We start from the raw sequence: 14,468 nt of genomic DNA on the forward strand, positions 1-14,468 counted from the left end.
GCCTGGTGTCCGTCCGCCGGGCGGAGATCCGCGGGCCCCGGCCTCAGCGGGCCCCGGCCACCGCGCGCGATCCCGAGCGCGGGACGCCGCTCGCCAGGTCCTCCGCGACGATCTTCTTCGCGATGGCGTCCGTCGCCACCCGCAGCTCGGGCCCGCTGGGCCGGCCGCGCTCCCGCTCGACGCGGTCGGCGAGCCAGGTGCCCCAGGCGTGCGTGATGACGTCCGCCTCCCGCCTGCCCGCCGGGGTGTGGGAGAACAGGTTGCCGTCGCGGGTGAGGAAGCCCTCCTCGATCATCCGGTCGAAGACCGGCAGGAGCACCTCGGGCGGCACCCGCCGTCCGGCCGCGATCAGGCCGAGGCTCGCGTGCCCGACGGTCCGGGTGTACAGCTCGACCTGCATCACCGCCCACGCGCCCGCCACGTCGAGCCGGGTGTCGGACCCGTAGACGATCCGCCGGGCCGTGTCCGGGTCGGTGCGGCGCAGGATCCGCCCGACGGACAGTTCGAGGAGCTTCGCGGAGTCCCCGGACGTGGTGGGCGACGCGAAGCCCTCGCCCATGTCGGGGGCGGCGGCGCGCGCCGAGTCCCGCAGCGTCACCTGCTTGAGGAAGAGCGCCACGACGAAGCCGACGGCGGCGACGGGCACGGTCCACAGGAAGACGGTGTGCAGGGTGTCGGCGTAGGCGTTCACGATCGGTTCCGCGACCGCGTCCGGCAGGCCGTGCACCCCGGCCGGGCTCTGCGCGGCCCGTCCGACGGCGGCCGGGTCGAGCCCGAGGCCCCCGGCGACGGCGGAGGCCTCCCGGACCCCGGCCGTGAGGTTGGGCCCCAGGGAGTTGCCGTAGATCGTGCCGAAGACGGCCGTGCCGAACGAGCTGCCGAGGGTGCGGAAGAAGGTGACGCCGGAGGTGGCGGTGCCCAGGTCGGCGTAGTCGACGGTGTTCTGCACGGCGATGGTGAGGACCTGCATGCACAGGCCGATGCCGGTGCCGAGGACGAACATGTAGAGCGACGCGAGCCAGGTGCTCGTGCCCGGCTCCATGAGCGAGAGCAGATAGAGCCCGACGCCCATCACCAGACAGCCGGCGAGGGGGAAGACTCGGTAGTGGCCGGTCTTGCTGACCACGTTGCCGCTGAAGATCGAGGCGATCAGCAGGCCGACGACCATGGGCAGGGTGCGGATGCCGGAGACGGTCGCCGAGTCCCCGTCGACGTACTGGAGGTAGGTCGGCAGGAAGGTCATCGCGCCGAGCATGGCGAAGCCGACCACGAAGCTGAGCACGGAGCAGACCGTGAAGACGGGGTTCCCGAACAGGCGCATGGGCAGCATCGGTTCGGCCGCCCGGGTCTCCACCAGGCAGAACAGGGCCAGGGCGACGATCCCGCCCGCGAAAAGGCCGATGACGACGCCGGAGCCCCAGGCGTACTCGTTCCCGCCCCAGCTCGTGGCCAGGATCAGGGCGCTGGAGCCGACGGCGACGAGCGCGATGCCGGCGTAGTCGATGACGGGCTTGCTCGCCGAGCGGACGGAGGGGATCGTGCGGGCGGCGGCGATCACGACCAGGATCGCGATGGGGACGTTCACGTAGAACGCCCAGCGCCAGCTCAGGTGGTCGGTGAACAGGCCGCCGAGGAGCGGGCCGATGACGGTGGAGACGCCGAACACGGCCCCGATCGCGCCCTGGTACTTGCCGCGCTCGCGCAGCGGGATCACGTCCGCGATGAGCGCCATCGAGGTGACCATCAGACCGCCCGCGCCGATGCCCTGGAGGCCGCGCCAGACGATGAGCAGCGTCATGTTGGTGGCGAGTCCGCAGAGGAACGAGCCGGTGATGAAGACGACCGCGGAGATCTGGAAGATCACCTTGCGGCCGAAGAGGTCGCCGAACTTGCCGACGAGGACGGTCGCGACGGTCTCGGCGAGCAGGTACGAGGTGACCACCCACGACATGTGGGCGGCGCCGCCCAGGTCCGCGACGATCGTCGGCAGGGCGGTGCCGACGATCGTCTGGTCGAGGGCGGCGAGGAGGACGCCCAGCATGATCGTGCCGAAGACGATGTTGCGGCGGCGCCGGTCGAGCGGGGGCGGCTCGGTGGCGGCCGGGGGCGCGGGAGCCGCGTCGCTGGTCGTGGTCACCCTCGCAGCGTCACACCGGCCCCGTGCCCACGCATGCGGGGGACCGCCGGACAGGTGTCGCCCCGTCACGGCGCCGACGGGACGCCGGGAAGGCGTCGTCAGGGGGTGACGGGCAGCTCGGGGTGGTGCTTGGCGAGGATCTTGTTGGCCCGCGCGAGCGCGGAGAGGGCGTGCTCGCGGTCCGCCCGGTCCTCCGCGCAGAGCGGCCCCCGGAACCGGTAGACCTCGCGCGCCGCGCAGTCCGCGTCGACCTCGGCCTGGAGGACGTGCAGCGGCAGACAGGCGCCGATCATCGCGGCCACGCGGTCGGGGATCGGGACGGGGACGAGGCGCGAGGGCGAGGTGATCACGGGTCAGTCCTAGTGGGTCCGGGAAGGGTACGGAAGAGTCTCTCCCCCATACGTACCGGATGGCGCTGCCGGTTCGGACACGGAGTCGTCGCGGGACGGCGACGGACCGGGGCCCCGTCGGCGGGCCGGGCGGCGGGCGGGGGAGCGGACCGGGCGCGACGGGCGATCTTGGACCGGACGTTCCCGCAGGTGCGGGGCGTCGGAGAGGCCGGCGGTTTGCGCATCCTCTCTGCGTATCGAGCGCGCGTTCGGCGGACGAAAGATCCAGAACGGGGCGTCGGGGATGATCCACACCCGAGGGGGTGTGAAGGATCTCACTCGTCGGTCCGGACTCTTTCGGAGCGGGTGGGGTATGTGCTGCCACCCTCGCGACCGCGCTCCCGTCCTCGTACTCCCGTCACCGCGTTTCCGTCGTCACGCTTCCGTCGTCACCAAACAACACGAACGGTCGTGCTAATATTTTCTTCCCTCCAGGTCACCGAGGAGATCCGGCATGCACCCGATGGCTCCACTCCTGCGCACCCTCCTGAACGCGACCGCCCGCGTCGCCCCCGGCCCGGCCGGCCGACTGGCCTTCCACGTCTTCGTCCGCCCGCTCGGCCGGGCCCGGCCGAAGCCCGAGGAGCGGGCGGTCATGGCCGCCGCCCGCGTCGGGCGCCTCCGCGTGCGGGGCAAGGACGTCGTCACCTACGCCTGGGGCGACGGCCGGCGGCCGGTCCTGCTCGTCCACGGCTGGTCCTCGCGCGCCTCCCGCTTCGCCGCCCTCGCCGAAGCGCTGCTCGCGCGCGGCTACAGCCCGGTCGCCTTCGACGCGCCCGGCCACGGCGACTCCCCGGGCCGGGCGTCGAACATCGTCGAGTACCGGGAGATCATCCGGGAACTGCACGCCCGGCACGGCGACTTCGACGCCGTCGTCGCCCACTCCTTCGGCGTTCTCGCCTCCCTCTTCGCCCTGCGGGACGGCGTGCGCACGGCCCGCTTCGCCGGTCTCGGTGCGGTCGGCTCCTTCACGTTCCTCACGGAGGGCTTCCGGGACCGCCTCGGCGTGGACGAGCGGGTGGTCCGCGCCCTCCGCGGCCACGTCGAGCGCCGGATCGCGCCGGGCGAGCCCGGCATCTGGCACCGCTTGGAGGCCGACCACGCGCCCGAACAGCTCGGCGCGCCGCTCCTGCTCCTCCACGACGAGGACGACGACATGACGCCGCCCGCCCAGTCGCGCCTGCTCGCGCGCGCCCACGGCGACCGCGCCCGGCTCGTCGTCACCCGGGGGCTCGGCCACCGCCGCATCCTGAAGGACCCGGACGTCGTCGCCCGGACCGTGGAGTTCGTGACGGCACCGGCCGCCGAGCCCTCCGGAGAACGGGTCGCCACCGGCTGAACCCGGGCCGGGGTACAGGGGCTACGCGGCGGCGAGCGCCTCCCGGCCCCGGTCCGTGGCCGAGGCGTGCAGCCGCGCGGCGATGCCCCGCTCGGCGCGGCCGTACGCCCGGGCGTCGTCGAACAGCACCGAGTGCGCGTTGGCCGCCTCCATCAGGGCGATCACCTCGAAGGCCAGCTGCTCCGCGTCCAGGTTGGCCACGAGCTCCCCGGCGGCGCGGGCCTCCGTCAGGTTCCGCTCCACGTACTCGGCCCAGTCGAGCCGGGCCCGTGCGACGGCGTCGTGGACCGGGCCCGTACGGGCGTCGAACTCGGCGGAGACCGCGTAGAAGAAGCAACCGCCGGCGAAGACCCGCTCCGAGGAGTACGCCAGCCAGTTCCGGCACAGCTCGCGCACCCGCACGGCCCCCGGCGGCACGTCCTCCAGCGGGGCGACCACCCGGCGGGAGAAGACCGAGACGGCGGCCCTGACGGTGGCGAGCTGGAGTTCCTCCTTGGAGCCGAAGAGGGCGAAGACGCCGCTCTTGCTCAGGCTCAGTTCGGTCGCGATCCGCCCCAAGGACAGCCCTTCGAGGCCCTCGACCGAGGCGATGTCCATCGTCCGGCCGAGCACCAGGCGCCGGGTCTGGTTGCCGCGCTCGACGCGCCCGTCCGTCTTCGTTCCCGTACCGCCGGTGCCACCGCTCATGCCTCCATCGTACTGAACGCACGACCGTGCGGGATTATTGGCGGTACACGCCCTAGACCCCTTCGTCGAAACCGCGCCGTTCCGCCGGGGCGAGCAGCAGCACCTCCAGGGCGCGCGCCGTCGCGCGCGCCTGGGCCAGGTACCAGTCGAGCCGCTCGTCGGTGATCAGCGACGGGGTCCCGCGGAGCGCGAGAGCGAACCGCGCGTGGCCCGCCCGCTCCAGAACCGGCACCGCCACGGTCCGGACCCCGTGCGCCGACTCGCCGTCGTTGAGCGCGTACCCCGCCTCTCGTACGCGCTCCAACTCGGCCGCGAGCAGCGGCGGTTCGACGATGGTCCGCTCGGTGAACGCGTACAGCGGCGGCAGCGAGCGCGGTCCGCCCTCGCCCGCCCTCGGCCACGCGAGGAGCACCTTCCCGAGCGCCGTCGAGTGCAGCGGCCTGCGCAGACCCACCTTCGGGGTCACCGAACCGCCCGCCACGATCACGACGTGCGGACCGCTGCGCAGCGCCAGATCGGCCGTCGCGCCCGTCCGTTCGGCCAGGTCGGACAGCTCGGGCGCGGCCAGGTGCAGTCCCCGCTGGTGGTACGAGAGCCGGCCCAGCTCCGTCATCGCCGGACCGAGCCGGTAGCGGGCCGTCCTGGCGTCCTGTTCGAGGAAGCCCGCACCGAGCAGCGTCCGGGCGAGCCGGTGCGCCGTGGAGGTGGAGAGCCCGAGCCGCCGCGCGAGGTCGGAGGCGCTCAGGTCGGGCCCGTTGTCGTGGAAACAGTGCAGCACGTCCAGTGCGCGGCGGACCGCCTGGGCGCCCGCCGGGGGTCGGACGATGCCGGCCTCGGTCGTCATAGGGTTCGCTCCCCGTGGGTGATCGGGCTCCCACGCTCCCACATGGCGGGAGCCGAATCAGCGGCCCGGCGAGGTCGGAAACACGCCGTTCATACCCCATCCCACATGGTGGGAGACGTGTTGTGGGCGGTCGGGCTTCCATGGCAAGGTTCCGGCCAACGCACCACAGCGACAGCGACGAGCGGGAGGGAGCAGGGCCGATGACGAACCGTCGCCGTACGACGCGCAGCGCGCCCGCCGCCTCTCCCGCGCCGCTCGGGCTCACCCGGCGCCGCCACATCGACCTGGCCCGCGTCGCCGGGGCCACCTGTCGCTGACGCGAACGGCCGCCGCCGCCCTCGATGACGGCCGATGGCGTCGCCTCTCCCGGTACGACGCGCCGACGACACCTCCGACGCCCGCGTCCGGCGCCGCTCACCGCCGTGAGCACGTAAGCCCGTAAGGCTTGCAGGGTGCTTGGAGCCCTTGGAGCCCTTGGGGCTCGCAGGCCCGTGGCCGAAAACGCCCCGAGTCGACCTCCGCCGGGACCGCACCCCCTGCCCGAGCCGGAACGGCACCCCGTCGCCGCTCCGGAACCGTCACGCGCCCTCCGCACCCCGGCGCGTCCCGCCCCCGCCCACACCCCACCCCGGGAAGCCCTCCATGACGCACGCCCGCGTTCCCGACACGCTCTGGTTCACCCGCTGCCCCGTCCCCACCGCCACCGGCGTCGCCGCCGACCGGGGCTGGCTGGCCGGGGAGTTCGCGGCCGACGGCATCGCCGTCCGCTCGCTCCAGGACGCCGAACCCGGCGCCGACCGCGCCACCCACTTCACCCACGCCCTCCCCGGCCTCTTCCGCGAGGGCGGCAACGTGCCCGCGCTGTGGGCCCGTTCGCGGGGCGAGCGCACCCGGCTCGTCGGACTCACCTGGATCGAGGAGCGACAGGCGGTCCTCGTCGCCCCCGGCTCCCCGGTGCGCGGAGCCGCCGCCCTGCGCGGACTCCGGCTCGCCGTGCCCCGCCACCCCGTCCCCATCGACTTCTGGCGCGCGATGGCCCTGCGCGGCTTCGAGGGCGTCCTCGCCTCGGCGGGGTACGGACTCGCCGACGCCGTCCTCGTCGACGTGCCGGCCGACGGGCACGAGGGCCAGTGGGCCGCCGAGCTGGACGCGCTGCGCCGGGGCGAGGTCGACGCCGTCTACGTGAAGGGCGCCCTCGCCGTCGAGGCCGCCCGGCGGGCCGGCGCCGAGGTGGCCGTCGAACTCGACGAACTGCCCGACCCCGCGCACCGCGTCAACAACGGCACCCCCCGCCCCCTCACCGTGCACCAGGACCTCCTGGACGAGCACCCCGACCTCGTGGCCCGGTTCCTCGCCGTCCTGCTCCGCTCCGCCGACTGGGCCGCGGACGAACCGCACGAGGTCGCCCGCATCCTCGGCGCCGAGACCGGCGCGGGCGCGGAGGGGGTCGCGGGCGCCTACCGGCCCGGCACCCACCGCACCCTCCACCCCGACCTGTCCGACACCCGCCTCGGCCTCCTCACCCGGCAGGAGGAGGCCCTGCGCGCCCACGGCTTCCTGCCCGAGGCCGTGGACGTACGGGCCTGGGCCGACCCCGAGCCGCTGCGCCGCGCCCGGCTGCTCGCGACCGGCGCCGCCGCCGTACCGGAGCCGCACGGGGGACAGGCCTCGCAGCCCGTCCCGTGACCCACGTACGCGAACCCGCCCCGCCTCACCCCGCACCACCGCCCGGTCCCACCCCGCCCCGACCCCGAAGGACGACCGCCATGCGCCCACTCACCCCGTTCGCCGCCCTGGCGGCCCTCGCCGCACTCGCCACCGTCACCGCCTGCGGCGGCAGCCCGGCCGCGAGCGCGGGCGGCGGCCCGGAGGGGGCGAAGGGAACGGTCACCGTCCGCATCCCCGACCCCGGCAACTCCGGCGTCCTCGCCCTCGGCAAGAAGGACGGCAGCCTCGACAGGGCCCTCGCCGCCGTCGGCGCCGAGGTGGCCTGGACCGGCAGCGCCGGCCCCTTCGCCCCCGCCGCCCAGGCGATGAACGCCGACCAGCTCGACATCGCGACCGGCTCGATCACCTCCGGCATCACCTCCCTCTCCCAGAGCCCCGGCTTCGCCTTCTTCACCGCGACCGACCCCGACCCCGTCGGCGAGGGCATCCTCGTCCGCGAGGGCTCCGACATCGCCTCCGTGAAGGACCTCGTCGGCCGCAAGGTCGCCGTCAACAAGGGCGGCACCGGCGAGTACCTCCTCCTCAAGGCCCTCGCCGGGGCCGGCATCCCCGCCGACAAGGTCGAGCGCGTCTATCTGCGCCCCGACCAGACCGCCGCCGTCTTCAACGCCGGACAGGTCGACGCCTGGGCCGTCTGGTCCACCTACGCCGTCGCCGAGATCGGCTCGGGCAAGGCCCGCTTCGTCGCCGACGGAACCGCCATCGGCTCCGACAACTACAGCCTGAACGCGGTCCGTTCGAAGTTCGCCGAGGAGCACCCCGAGGTCGTCAAGGCGCTCTACGCCTACCTCCACGAGAACAGCGCCAAGGAGAAGAAGGACCCGGCCGCCTACCTCAACGTCTTCACCGACGCCGGCCCCACCGCCGTCAACGGCAAGGCCAAGGAGGTCCAGATCTCCTTCACCGCCGAGGCGGGCACCGTCGACCCGATCGGGCCCGAGGACGTCAAGCGCTTCGAGACCGTCGCGCGGTTCTACGCCGACCAGAAGGTCACCCCGAACGAGGTCGACATCGCCGCCCACCTCCTCGACGTGGAGAAGCTGTCGTGACGGCCCCGGTCATCGCCGAGAAGACCCCGACCGGGGAGACTCCGGCCGAGAAGCCCCCGACCGAGAGGCCTCCGGCTGAGGAGATCCCGACCGGAAACCCCCCGGAAGACGCCCATCACACCGCCGGTCTCGTCGCCCCCCGCCCGCCCGTCCACCGCGCCCGCTCCCGCGCGTACTCCCTCACCGTCCGCGCCCTCGGCCCGGTCCTCCTCCTCGTCCTCTGGTGGGTCTCCTCCGCCACCGGGCTCCTCACCCCCGACGTGCTCGCCTCGCCCGCGCAGGTCGTCGGCGCGGTGGGCGAGCTGTGGGGCAACGGGCAGCTCCCCGACGCGCTCGCCACCTCCCTCACCCGCTCGGGCCTCGGGCTCGTCGTCGGCCTCGCCGCCGGGCTCACCCTCGGCATCACCACCGGCTTCACCCGGCTCGGCGACGAACTCCTCGACTCCTCCCTCCAGACCCTGCGCACCATCCCCTTCCTCTCCCTCGTCCCCCTCTTCATGGTCTGGTTCGGGATCAACGAGACCGCGAAGATCCTGCTCATCGCGGTCGCCACCACCTTCCCGATGTACGTCTCCACCACCGGCGGCGTCCGCAACACCGACCGCAAGCTCGTCGAGGCCATGCGCAGCTTCGGCCTCGGCCGGCTCGCGATCGTCCGCCAGGTCGTCCTGCCCGGGGCCCTGCCCTCGCTCCTCGCCGGACTGCGGCTCTCCATGACGCTGAGCGTCATCGCGCTCATCGCCGCCGAGGAGATCAACGCCACCGAGGGCATCGGCTATCTGATGTCCCAGGCCCAGAGCTACGCCCGCACCGACGTCCTCGCCGTCTGCATCCTCGTCTACGGACTGCTCGGCCTCACCGCCGACGTCCTCGTCCGGGGCCTGGAACGGGTCCTCATGCCCTGGCGCACGGCCGGCCCCGGGGGAGGCGCCCGATGACCGCCCCCGCCACCGGGACCGGAGGGACGGCGGTACGGGTACGGGGCCTGCGCCGGGTCTTCGGCACCCGCGCGGTCCTCGACGGACTCGACCTCACCCTGGCGCGCGGCGAGTTCCTCGCCCTGCTCGGGGCGAGCGGCAGCGGCAAGACGACCCTGCTCCGCATCCTCGGCGCCCTCGACGGCGCCGACGGGGGAGAGGCCCTCGTCCCCGCCGCCCGCACGATCGTCTTCCAGGAGCCCCGGCTCATCCCCTCCAAGAAGGTCCTCGCCAACGTGACCGTCGGCCTCCCGCGCGGGGCCGCGACCCGGGAGACCGGCCTGCGGGCCCTCGCGGAGGTCGGACTCGACCGGCACGCCGACGCCTGGCCGGCCACCCTCTCCGGCGGCGAGGCCCAACGCGTCGCGCTCGCCCGCGCCCTGGTCAGGGAGCCCGAACTGCTGCTCCTGGACGAGCCGTTCGCCGCCCTCGACGCGCTGACCCGGCTCCGCATGCAGGACCTGGTCGGCGAGCTGCGCCGGATCCACCGCCCCGCCGTCCTGCTCGTCACCCACGACGTCGACGAGGCCGTGCGCCTCGCGGACCGGGTCGCCGTCCTGCGCGACGGCCGGCTCGTCACCGACGAACCCGTCGCCGTCGACCACCCCCGCGACCCGGGCGACCCGGCCTTCGTCGCCCTCCGCCGCCGCCTCCTCGCGGACCTCGGCGTCCACACGCCCGAAGAACCCGCCGCCCCCCTTGACGCGACCCCCGAAGGAGCGCCCGCATGACCGTCGTCATCGGTGTCCACCGCAGCAACCCCTCCCTCTACCACCTCTCCCGCCTCGGCTACGCGGAGCAGGAGCTCGCCGCCCTCGGCGAGACCGTGACCTGGCACCCGTACACCGACGGCGTCCGCACCGGCGCCCACCTCGCCGACGGCACCATCGACTTCGGCGGCACCGGCTCCACCCCGCCCGTCACCGCGCAGGCCGCCGGCCACGACATCGTCTACGTCGCCGTCTCCGCGCCCCGCCCCGACCACGGGGCCCTCCTCGTCCCCGAGGACAGCCCGGTCCGTACCGTCGCCGACCTCAGGGGCGGCACCGTCCACCTCGCCGTCGGCTCCTGGCAGACCCATCTCGTCGCCAAGGCCCTGGACGACGCGGGCCTGTCGTACGCCACCGACATCACCCCCGTGCGCGGGGACTCCGGCAGCGAGGAGAAGCTGCGCTCCGGCGAGATCACCGCCTGGGTCGCCCAGGGCGCCGAACTGGCCGCCGCCCGCCGCGCCGGCGGCCTGCGCGTCCTCGTCCGCACCGGCGACGTCATCAGCGACCGGTCCGTCTTCTTCACCCGCCGCGACCTGGCCGAGGAGCGGCCCGAGGTCGTCGACGCGCTCGTCCGGGCGCTGCGCCGGGCCGACGAGTGGGCCGCCGCCCACCCGCGCGAGGCCGCCGGGATCGCCGCCGCCGACCAGGGCGGCACGGTGGACGACTGGGAGACCGCGCTGCGGGCCCTGCCCTGGACGATCGAGGAGGTCACCGAGGAGTTCGTCGCCGAGCAGCAGCGGGCGGCGGACATCTTCCACCGCACCGGATTCGTCGACCGCGCGGTCACCGTCGCGGACGCGCTGCCCCGGAAGGCCTGACCCATGACCTCACGGACGCAGGCACCCGAAGTCCTCTGGTACGTCATCCCGCGCGAAGGCGCCTACCCGTGGGAGCCGGAGGGCCGCCGCCCCGTCGACCTCGGCTACCTCCGGCACCTCGCCGCGACCGTCGAACGCCTCGGCTACACGGGCGCGCTGCTCGCCACCGACCTCTACGACGTCTGGCCGCTCGGCTCCGCGCTCGCGGCCTCCACCAGCACCCGCTTCAAGCCCCTCCTCGCCGTCCACCCCGGCCTCATCTCGCCCACCCTCCTCGCCAAGATGGCGCTCAGCTTCGACAACCTCTTCGGCGGCCGGCTCCGCTTCAACGTCGTCAACGGCTCGACCGCCTCCCTGCGCGAGTACGGCCTGCACGTCGAGCACGACGAGCGGTACGCACTGAGCGCCGAGTACTGGTCGGTCGTGAAGCGGCTCACGGCCGGGGAGGTCTTCGACCACAAGGGGCGCTTCTACGACCTGAAGGACGCGGGCGCCTCCTTCCGCGACCTGCGCCCGGTCCAGGAACCGCACGTCCCGCTCTGGTTCGGCGGCTCCTCGGCCCCCGGCATCGAGATGGCCGCCGAACACGTCGACGTCTACCTCACTTGGGGCGAACCGCCGCACCTCCTGAAGGAGAAGCTCGACCACGTACGGGCCCGGGCCGCCGCCCACGGGCGCACCCTCCGCATCGGCCTGCGCCTCCACCTCATCGTCCGCGACACCGAGGACGAGGCCTGGGCCGCCGCCGACCGGCTCCTCGACGTCACCAGCGAGGCGACCTACGCCCGGCAGCTCGGCGAGCGGGCGGGGGAGGACGGCGTCGGCTGGCAGCGCCAGTTCCGCCAGCACGGCGGCCGGGTCCCGGCCCGCGCCCGCGAACTGGAGACCCACCCCAACCTCTGGCCCGGCATGAGCCTCTTCCGCCCCGGCCCCGGCACGGCGGTCGTCGGCTCCACGGCCCAGGTCGTCGAACGCCTCAAGGAGTTCCAGGACCTGGGCGTGGACACCTTCATCCTCTCCGGCAACCCCCTCCTGGAGGAGGCCTACCGGGTGGCCGAGACGGTCCTGCCGGCCCTGGGGGTCACACGCTGAGGTCGAAGACGCCCCACTCGGTGAGGGGCTCCTCCTGCACGTAGAGCCTGCTTCCCCGGGCGACGACCCGGCAGGGGCCCGGAGCGCCGCCGTCGGGCCGGGTGAGGCGGGCGACGTCCGCCGGCTCGACCGAGGTCTCGGTGAGCTCTCCGTAGGCGATCCGGTCCCGTCCCTCGCGGTAGCCGCCGAAGAAGGCGACCCGCTCCCCGTGCACCACCACCGCCTTCGCGCCCCGCACGGTGTTGGTCCGTACCCGCACGGGCTCGTCGGGCCTGATCTCCAGGAGCGGGAAGTCGGTGTACGGGCAGGCCCAGGCTCCGGTGCCGGACACGTTCAGGGCGTAGCAGTCCATGATCCACCCGGCGCCGGGAACGTTCTCGCAGGCCCACCGGATCTGTCCCGTCGCGCTCCAGCGGCGGATGCCCAGCGGGTTCTCGTCGAAGTGCCCGACCCACAGGTCGCCGGCCCCGTCCACGAGCAGGTGCTCGATCGCGTCCCCGACGGGGAAGGACCAGGTCTCGCGGCCGAGCGCGTCGAAGACCTGGACCTGCGGGCCACCGCCCCGGCGGTCGCGGGACGAGGCGACGACGAACCCGCCGTCCGGCAGCCGGTCCAGCTTGGGCCACCGGGCCCGTACGGCGCTCAGTTCGGTGGTCTCGACGCCGCCGCCGTCGTGGACGGAGACGACCAGCGCGTCGAAGGGGTGGACGTCACCACCCGGCTCCGGCGCGCGCCCGGCGAGCAGCCAGTGCGCGGCACCGAAGGCGTCGACGGTACTGCCCAGGACATGGCGGTCGTGGTACGCGCGGGGCAGGCGGGCGTGGGGGACGAGGGCGATCTCGTGCACGGGGGCTCTCCTCGGTGGGCGGTCGCGGGGTGCGGTCGGGCGGCTGGGGGGAGCCGGCCCGGTGGCGCGCGAGCGCGGGAGAGCGGAGCGGGGCGCCTACGCGGCATGGCCCTTTCTGGTCGTCACGCGGTGATCCTCGCCCATGCGGGGTCACCTGACAAACCCTTTCGGCGCGCCGCATTGATCGAACGTTGATGGCTCGTTTACGCCACCCCGGCACCGTGTACGGCATGCAGACCGACACGAGCGTACTGACCGCACCGGACCCCGACATGAGCTGGCAGGAGAACGCGCTGTGCGCCCAGGCCGGCCCGGAGTTCTTCTTCCCGGCGCCCGGCTCCTCCACCCGCGAGGCGAAGCAGCTGTGCGGGGCCTGCGAGGGGCGGGTGGCCTGCCTGGAGTACGCCCTCGCGCACGACGAGCGGTTCGGCGTGTGGGGCGGTCTCTCGGAGAAGGAGCGGTTCCGGCTGAAGCGCGGCCGGGGCTGATCCCGCGCGGCGGGTGCGTCCGCCCGCCGCGCGGTGGTGGGGCCGGGCCCGTCGTCAGCCCGCCGCGCGGGCCGCGATCCGGGCCTTGCGGGCCGCGAGCTTCTCGTCGAACTTGCTCGCCTCGCCGTCCAGGCCGTTCATGTACAGGCCCAGCTCCTCCTGGGCGCGCAGTCCCTCCGGCCCCAGGCCGTCGATCTGGAGGACCTTGAGGAAGCGCAGCACGGGCTGGAGCACGTCGTCGTGGTGGATGCGCATGTTGTAGATCTCGCCGATCGCCATCTGCGCCGCCGCCCGCTCGAAGCCGGGCATGCCGTGTCCGGGCATCCGGAAGTTGACCACGACGTCCCGCACGGCCTGCATGGTCAGGTCCGGGGCGATCTCGAAGGCCGCGCCCAGCAGGTTGCGGTAGAAGACCATGTGCAGGTTCTCGTCGGTGGCGATGCGGGCGAGCATCCGGTCGCAGACCGGGTCGCCGGACTGGTGGCCGGTGTTGCGGTGCGAGATGCGGGTGGCCAGCTCCTGGAAGGCGACGTACGCCACGGAGTGCAGCATCGAGTGCCGGTTGTCCGACTCGAAGCCCTCGCTCATGTGCGCCATCCGGAACTGCTCCAGCTTGTCCGGGTCGACGGCGCGCGAGGCGAGCAGGTAGTCGCGCATCACGATGCCGTGCCGGCCCTCCTCGGCGGTCCAGCGGTGCACCCAGGTGCCCCAGGCGCCGTCGCGGCCGAAGAGGGAGGCGATCTCGTGGTGGTAGCTCGGCAGGTTGTCCTCGGTGAGCAGGTTGACGACGAGCGCGATCCGGCCGATCTCCGTCACCTTCGACTGCTGCGGGTCCCAGGCCTCGCCGTCCTCGAAGAAGCCCGGGAAGTTCCGGCCGTCGGACCACGGCACGTACTCGTGCGGCATCCAGTCCTTGGTGACCTTCAGGTGCCGGTCGAGCTCCTTCTCCACGACCTCTTCCAAGGCGTAGAGCAACCGCGCGTCGGTCCACTCTGCCGAGCTGCCGAGGTGGGGAGAGGTGAGCGTCAAGGGGAACTCCTGGGGACGGAGAAGGGCGTACGGGTATACCTACGAATCCGTAGGTTACGAAACCGTAGGTTAAGGCTCCGTAAGGCGTCCACCAACCCCACACCGGGCGCCGACCGATCACTCTCCGTCATGCGCCCTGCTCGGGCGGGGCGCCGGAGGTGCAGGTCACGTCCGGTGCGGCGCTCGCCGGACACCCGGCCGACCACCCGACGCGCGTGTCCGGCTACGGCGGGTGAGCGATTCCGGGTGTCCGGCCGCCGGTGTCCGGCGG

Annotated in this window: 15 protein-coding genes; 9 read left to right on the top strand and 6 right to left on the bottom strand. The window is 73.7% G+C overall.

What is annotated here, in order from left to right; all coding sequences use genetic code 11:
• Window positions 1-43: 43 nt before the first annotated feature.
• Both AB0398_RS11625 and AB0398_RS11630 read right to left on the bottom strand, forming a co-directional pair.
• Entirely contained in the window at window positions 44-2,137 is a 2,094-nt protein-coding gene (locus tag AB0398_RS11625) for an MDR family MFS transporter (protein WP_366374002.1), read from the bottom strand.
• 98 nt (window positions 2,138-2,235) lie between these two features.
• Window positions 2,236-2,484, bottom strand: a complete 249-nt coding sequence (locus AB0398_RS11630) for a hypothetical protein (RefSeq protein ID WP_205613820.1) — start codon at window positions 2,482-2,484, stop codon at window positions 2,236-2,238.
• 496 nt (window positions 2,485-2,980) lie between these two features.
• Between AB0398_RS11630 and AB0398_RS11635 the strand changes: the two genes are divergently transcribed.
• A complete protein-coding gene (locus tag AB0398_RS11635) occupies window positions 2,981-3,865 on the top strand; it encodes an alpha/beta hydrolase (protein ID WP_366374004.1) in 885 nt (294 codons plus the stop codon).
• A 21-nt stretch (window positions 3,866-3,886) separates the two neighbouring features.
• Here the strand turns inward: AB0398_RS11635 and AB0398_RS11640 are convergent, their stop codons facing one another.
• Together AB0398_RS11640 and AB0398_RS11645 are read right to left on the bottom strand one after the other, a co-directional pair.
• A complete protein-coding gene (locus tag AB0398_RS11640) occupies window positions 3,887-4,552 on the bottom strand; it encodes a TetR/AcrR family transcriptional regulator (RefSeq protein WP_366374006.1) in 666 nt (221 codons plus the stop codon).
• A 52-nt stretch (window positions 4,553-4,604) separates the two neighbouring features.
• Entirely contained in the window at window positions 4,605-5,396 is a 792-nt protein-coding gene (locus AB0398_RS11645) for an IclR family transcriptional regulator (RefSeq protein ID WP_366374008.1), read from the bottom strand.
• Between the two features lie 200 nt (window positions 5,397-5,596).
• On the opposite strand from AB0398_RS11645, the gene AB0398_RS11650 reads away from it, so the two are divergent.
• The 7 genes from AB0398_RS11650 (at window position 5,597) to AB0398_RS11680 (ending at window position 11,833) form a co-directional block, all read left to right on the top strand.
• Window positions 5,597-5,713, top strand: a complete 117-nt coding sequence (locus AB0398_RS11650; protein WP_366374010.1) for a putative leader peptide — start codon at window positions 5,597-5,599, stop codon at window positions 5,711-5,713.
• 325 nt (window positions 5,714-6,038) lie between these two features.
• Complete coding sequence (locus AB0398_RS11655; RefSeq protein WP_366374012.1) at window positions 6,039-7,082, top strand: ABC transporter substrate-binding protein; 1,044 nt, start codon at window positions 6,039-6,041, stop codon at window positions 7,080-7,082.
• 80 nt (window positions 7,083-7,162) lie between these two features.
• Complete coding sequence (locus AB0398_RS11660; RefSeq protein ID WP_366374014.1) at window positions 7,163-8,173, top strand: ABC transporter substrate-binding protein; 1,011 nt, start codon at window positions 7,163-7,165, stop codon at window positions 8,171-8,173.
• Window positions 8,174-8,256: 83 nt separating this feature from the next.
• Window positions 8,257-9,111, top strand: coding sequence for an ABC transporter permease (locus AB0398_RS11665; RefSeq protein ID WP_366374516.1), 855 nt, complete (start codon window positions 8,257-8,259; stop codon window positions 9,109-9,111).
• Window positions 9,108-9,881 (top strand): ABC transporter ATP-binding protein, encoded by a 774-nt coding sequence (locus AB0398_RS11670; protein ID WP_366374016.1) that lies wholly within the window; start codon window positions 9,108-9,110, stop codon window positions 9,879-9,881. Before AB0398_RS11665 ends, AB0398_RS11670 begins: the two co-directional genes overlap by 4 nt.
• Window positions 9,878-10,741, top strand: coding sequence for an ABC transporter substrate-binding protein (locus AB0398_RS11675; protein WP_366374018.1), 864 nt, complete (start codon window positions 9,878-9,880; stop codon window positions 10,739-10,741). The genes AB0398_RS11670 and AB0398_RS11675 overlap by 4 nt, the downstream gene beginning before the upstream one ends.
• A 3-nt stretch (window positions 10,742-10,744) precedes the next feature.
• The gene (locus tag AB0398_RS11680) at window positions 10,745-11,833 is read left to right on the top strand and encodes an LLM class flavin-dependent oxidoreductase (protein ID WP_366374020.1); all 1,089 of its coding nucleotides are present in this window, start codon (window positions 10,745-10,747) and stop codon (window positions 11,831-11,833) included.
• Here the strand turns inward: AB0398_RS11680 and AB0398_RS11685 are convergent.
• Window positions 11,823-12,680 carry a hypothetical protein gene (locus AB0398_RS11685; protein WP_366374022.1) on the bottom strand — a complete coding sequence of 286 codons (858 nt, stop codon included), beginning with the start codon at window positions 12,678-12,680 and terminating at the stop codon, window positions 11,823-11,825. The genes AB0398_RS11680 and AB0398_RS11685 overlap by 11 nt on opposite strands.
• 230 nt (window positions 12,681-12,910) lie before the next feature.
• On the opposite strand from AB0398_RS11685, the gene AB0398_RS11690 reads away from it, so the two are divergent.
• Complete coding sequence (locus tag AB0398_RS11690) at window positions 12,911-13,168, top strand: WhiB family transcriptional regulator (RefSeq protein ID WP_366374024.1); 258 nt, start codon at window positions 12,911-12,913, stop codon at window positions 13,166-13,168.
• A 54-nt stretch (window positions 13,169-13,222) separates the two neighbouring features.
• Here AB0398_RS11690 and AB0398_RS11695 read toward each other — a convergent pair whose 3' ends face one another.
• Entirely contained in the window at window positions 13,223-14,197 is a 975-nt protein-coding gene (locus tag AB0398_RS11695; RefSeq protein WP_366374026.1) for an acyl-ACP desaturase, read from the bottom strand.
• Window positions 14,198-14,468 lie beyond the last annotated feature (271 nt).

Origin of the sequence: Streptomyces sp. NPDC086147 (assembly GCF_040702165.1) — a bacterium.
Classification (GTDB): domain Bacteria; phylum Actinomycetota; class Actinomycetes; order Streptomycetales; family Streptomycetaceae; genus Streptomyces.

Coding starts and splice junctions, on each gene's coding strand:
- AB0398_RS11635 (WP_366374004.1), top strand. CDS start 2,981: ATGCACCCGATGGCTCCACTCCTGCGCACCCTCCTGAACGCGACCGCC.
- AB0398_RS11640 (WP_366374006.1), bottom strand. CDS start 4,552: ATGAGCGGTGGCACCGGCGGTACGGGAACGAAGACGGACGGGCGCGTC.
- AB0398_RS11645 (WP_366374008.1), bottom strand. CDS start 5,396: ATGACGACCGAGGCCGGCATCGTCCGACCCCCGGCGGGCGCCCAGGCG.
- AB0398_RS11650 (WP_366374010.1), top strand. CDS start 5,597: ATGACGAACCGTCGCCGTACGACGCGCAGCGCGCCCGCCGCCTCTCCC.
- AB0398_RS11655 (WP_366374012.1), top strand. CDS start 6,039: ATGACGCACGCCCGCGTTCCCGACACGCTCTGGTTCACCCGCTGCCCC.
- AB0398_RS11660 (WP_366374014.1), top strand. CDS start 7,163: ATGCGCCCACTCACCCCGTTCGCCGCCCTGGCGGCCCTCGCCGCACTC.
- AB0398_RS11670 (WP_366374016.1), top strand. CDS start 9,108: ATGACCGCCCCCGCCACCGGGACCGGAGGGACGGCGGTACGGGTACGG.
- AB0398_RS11675 (WP_366374018.1), top strand. CDS start 9,878: ATGACCGTCGTCATCGGTGTCCACCGCAGCAACCCCTCCCTCTACCAC.
- AB0398_RS11680 (WP_366374020.1), top strand. CDS start 10,745: ATGACCTCACGGACGCAGGCACCCGAAGTCCTCTGGTACGTCATCCCG.
- AB0398_RS11690 (WP_366374024.1), top strand. CDS start 12,911: ATGCAGACCGACACGAGCGTACTGACCGCACCGGACCCCGACATGAGC.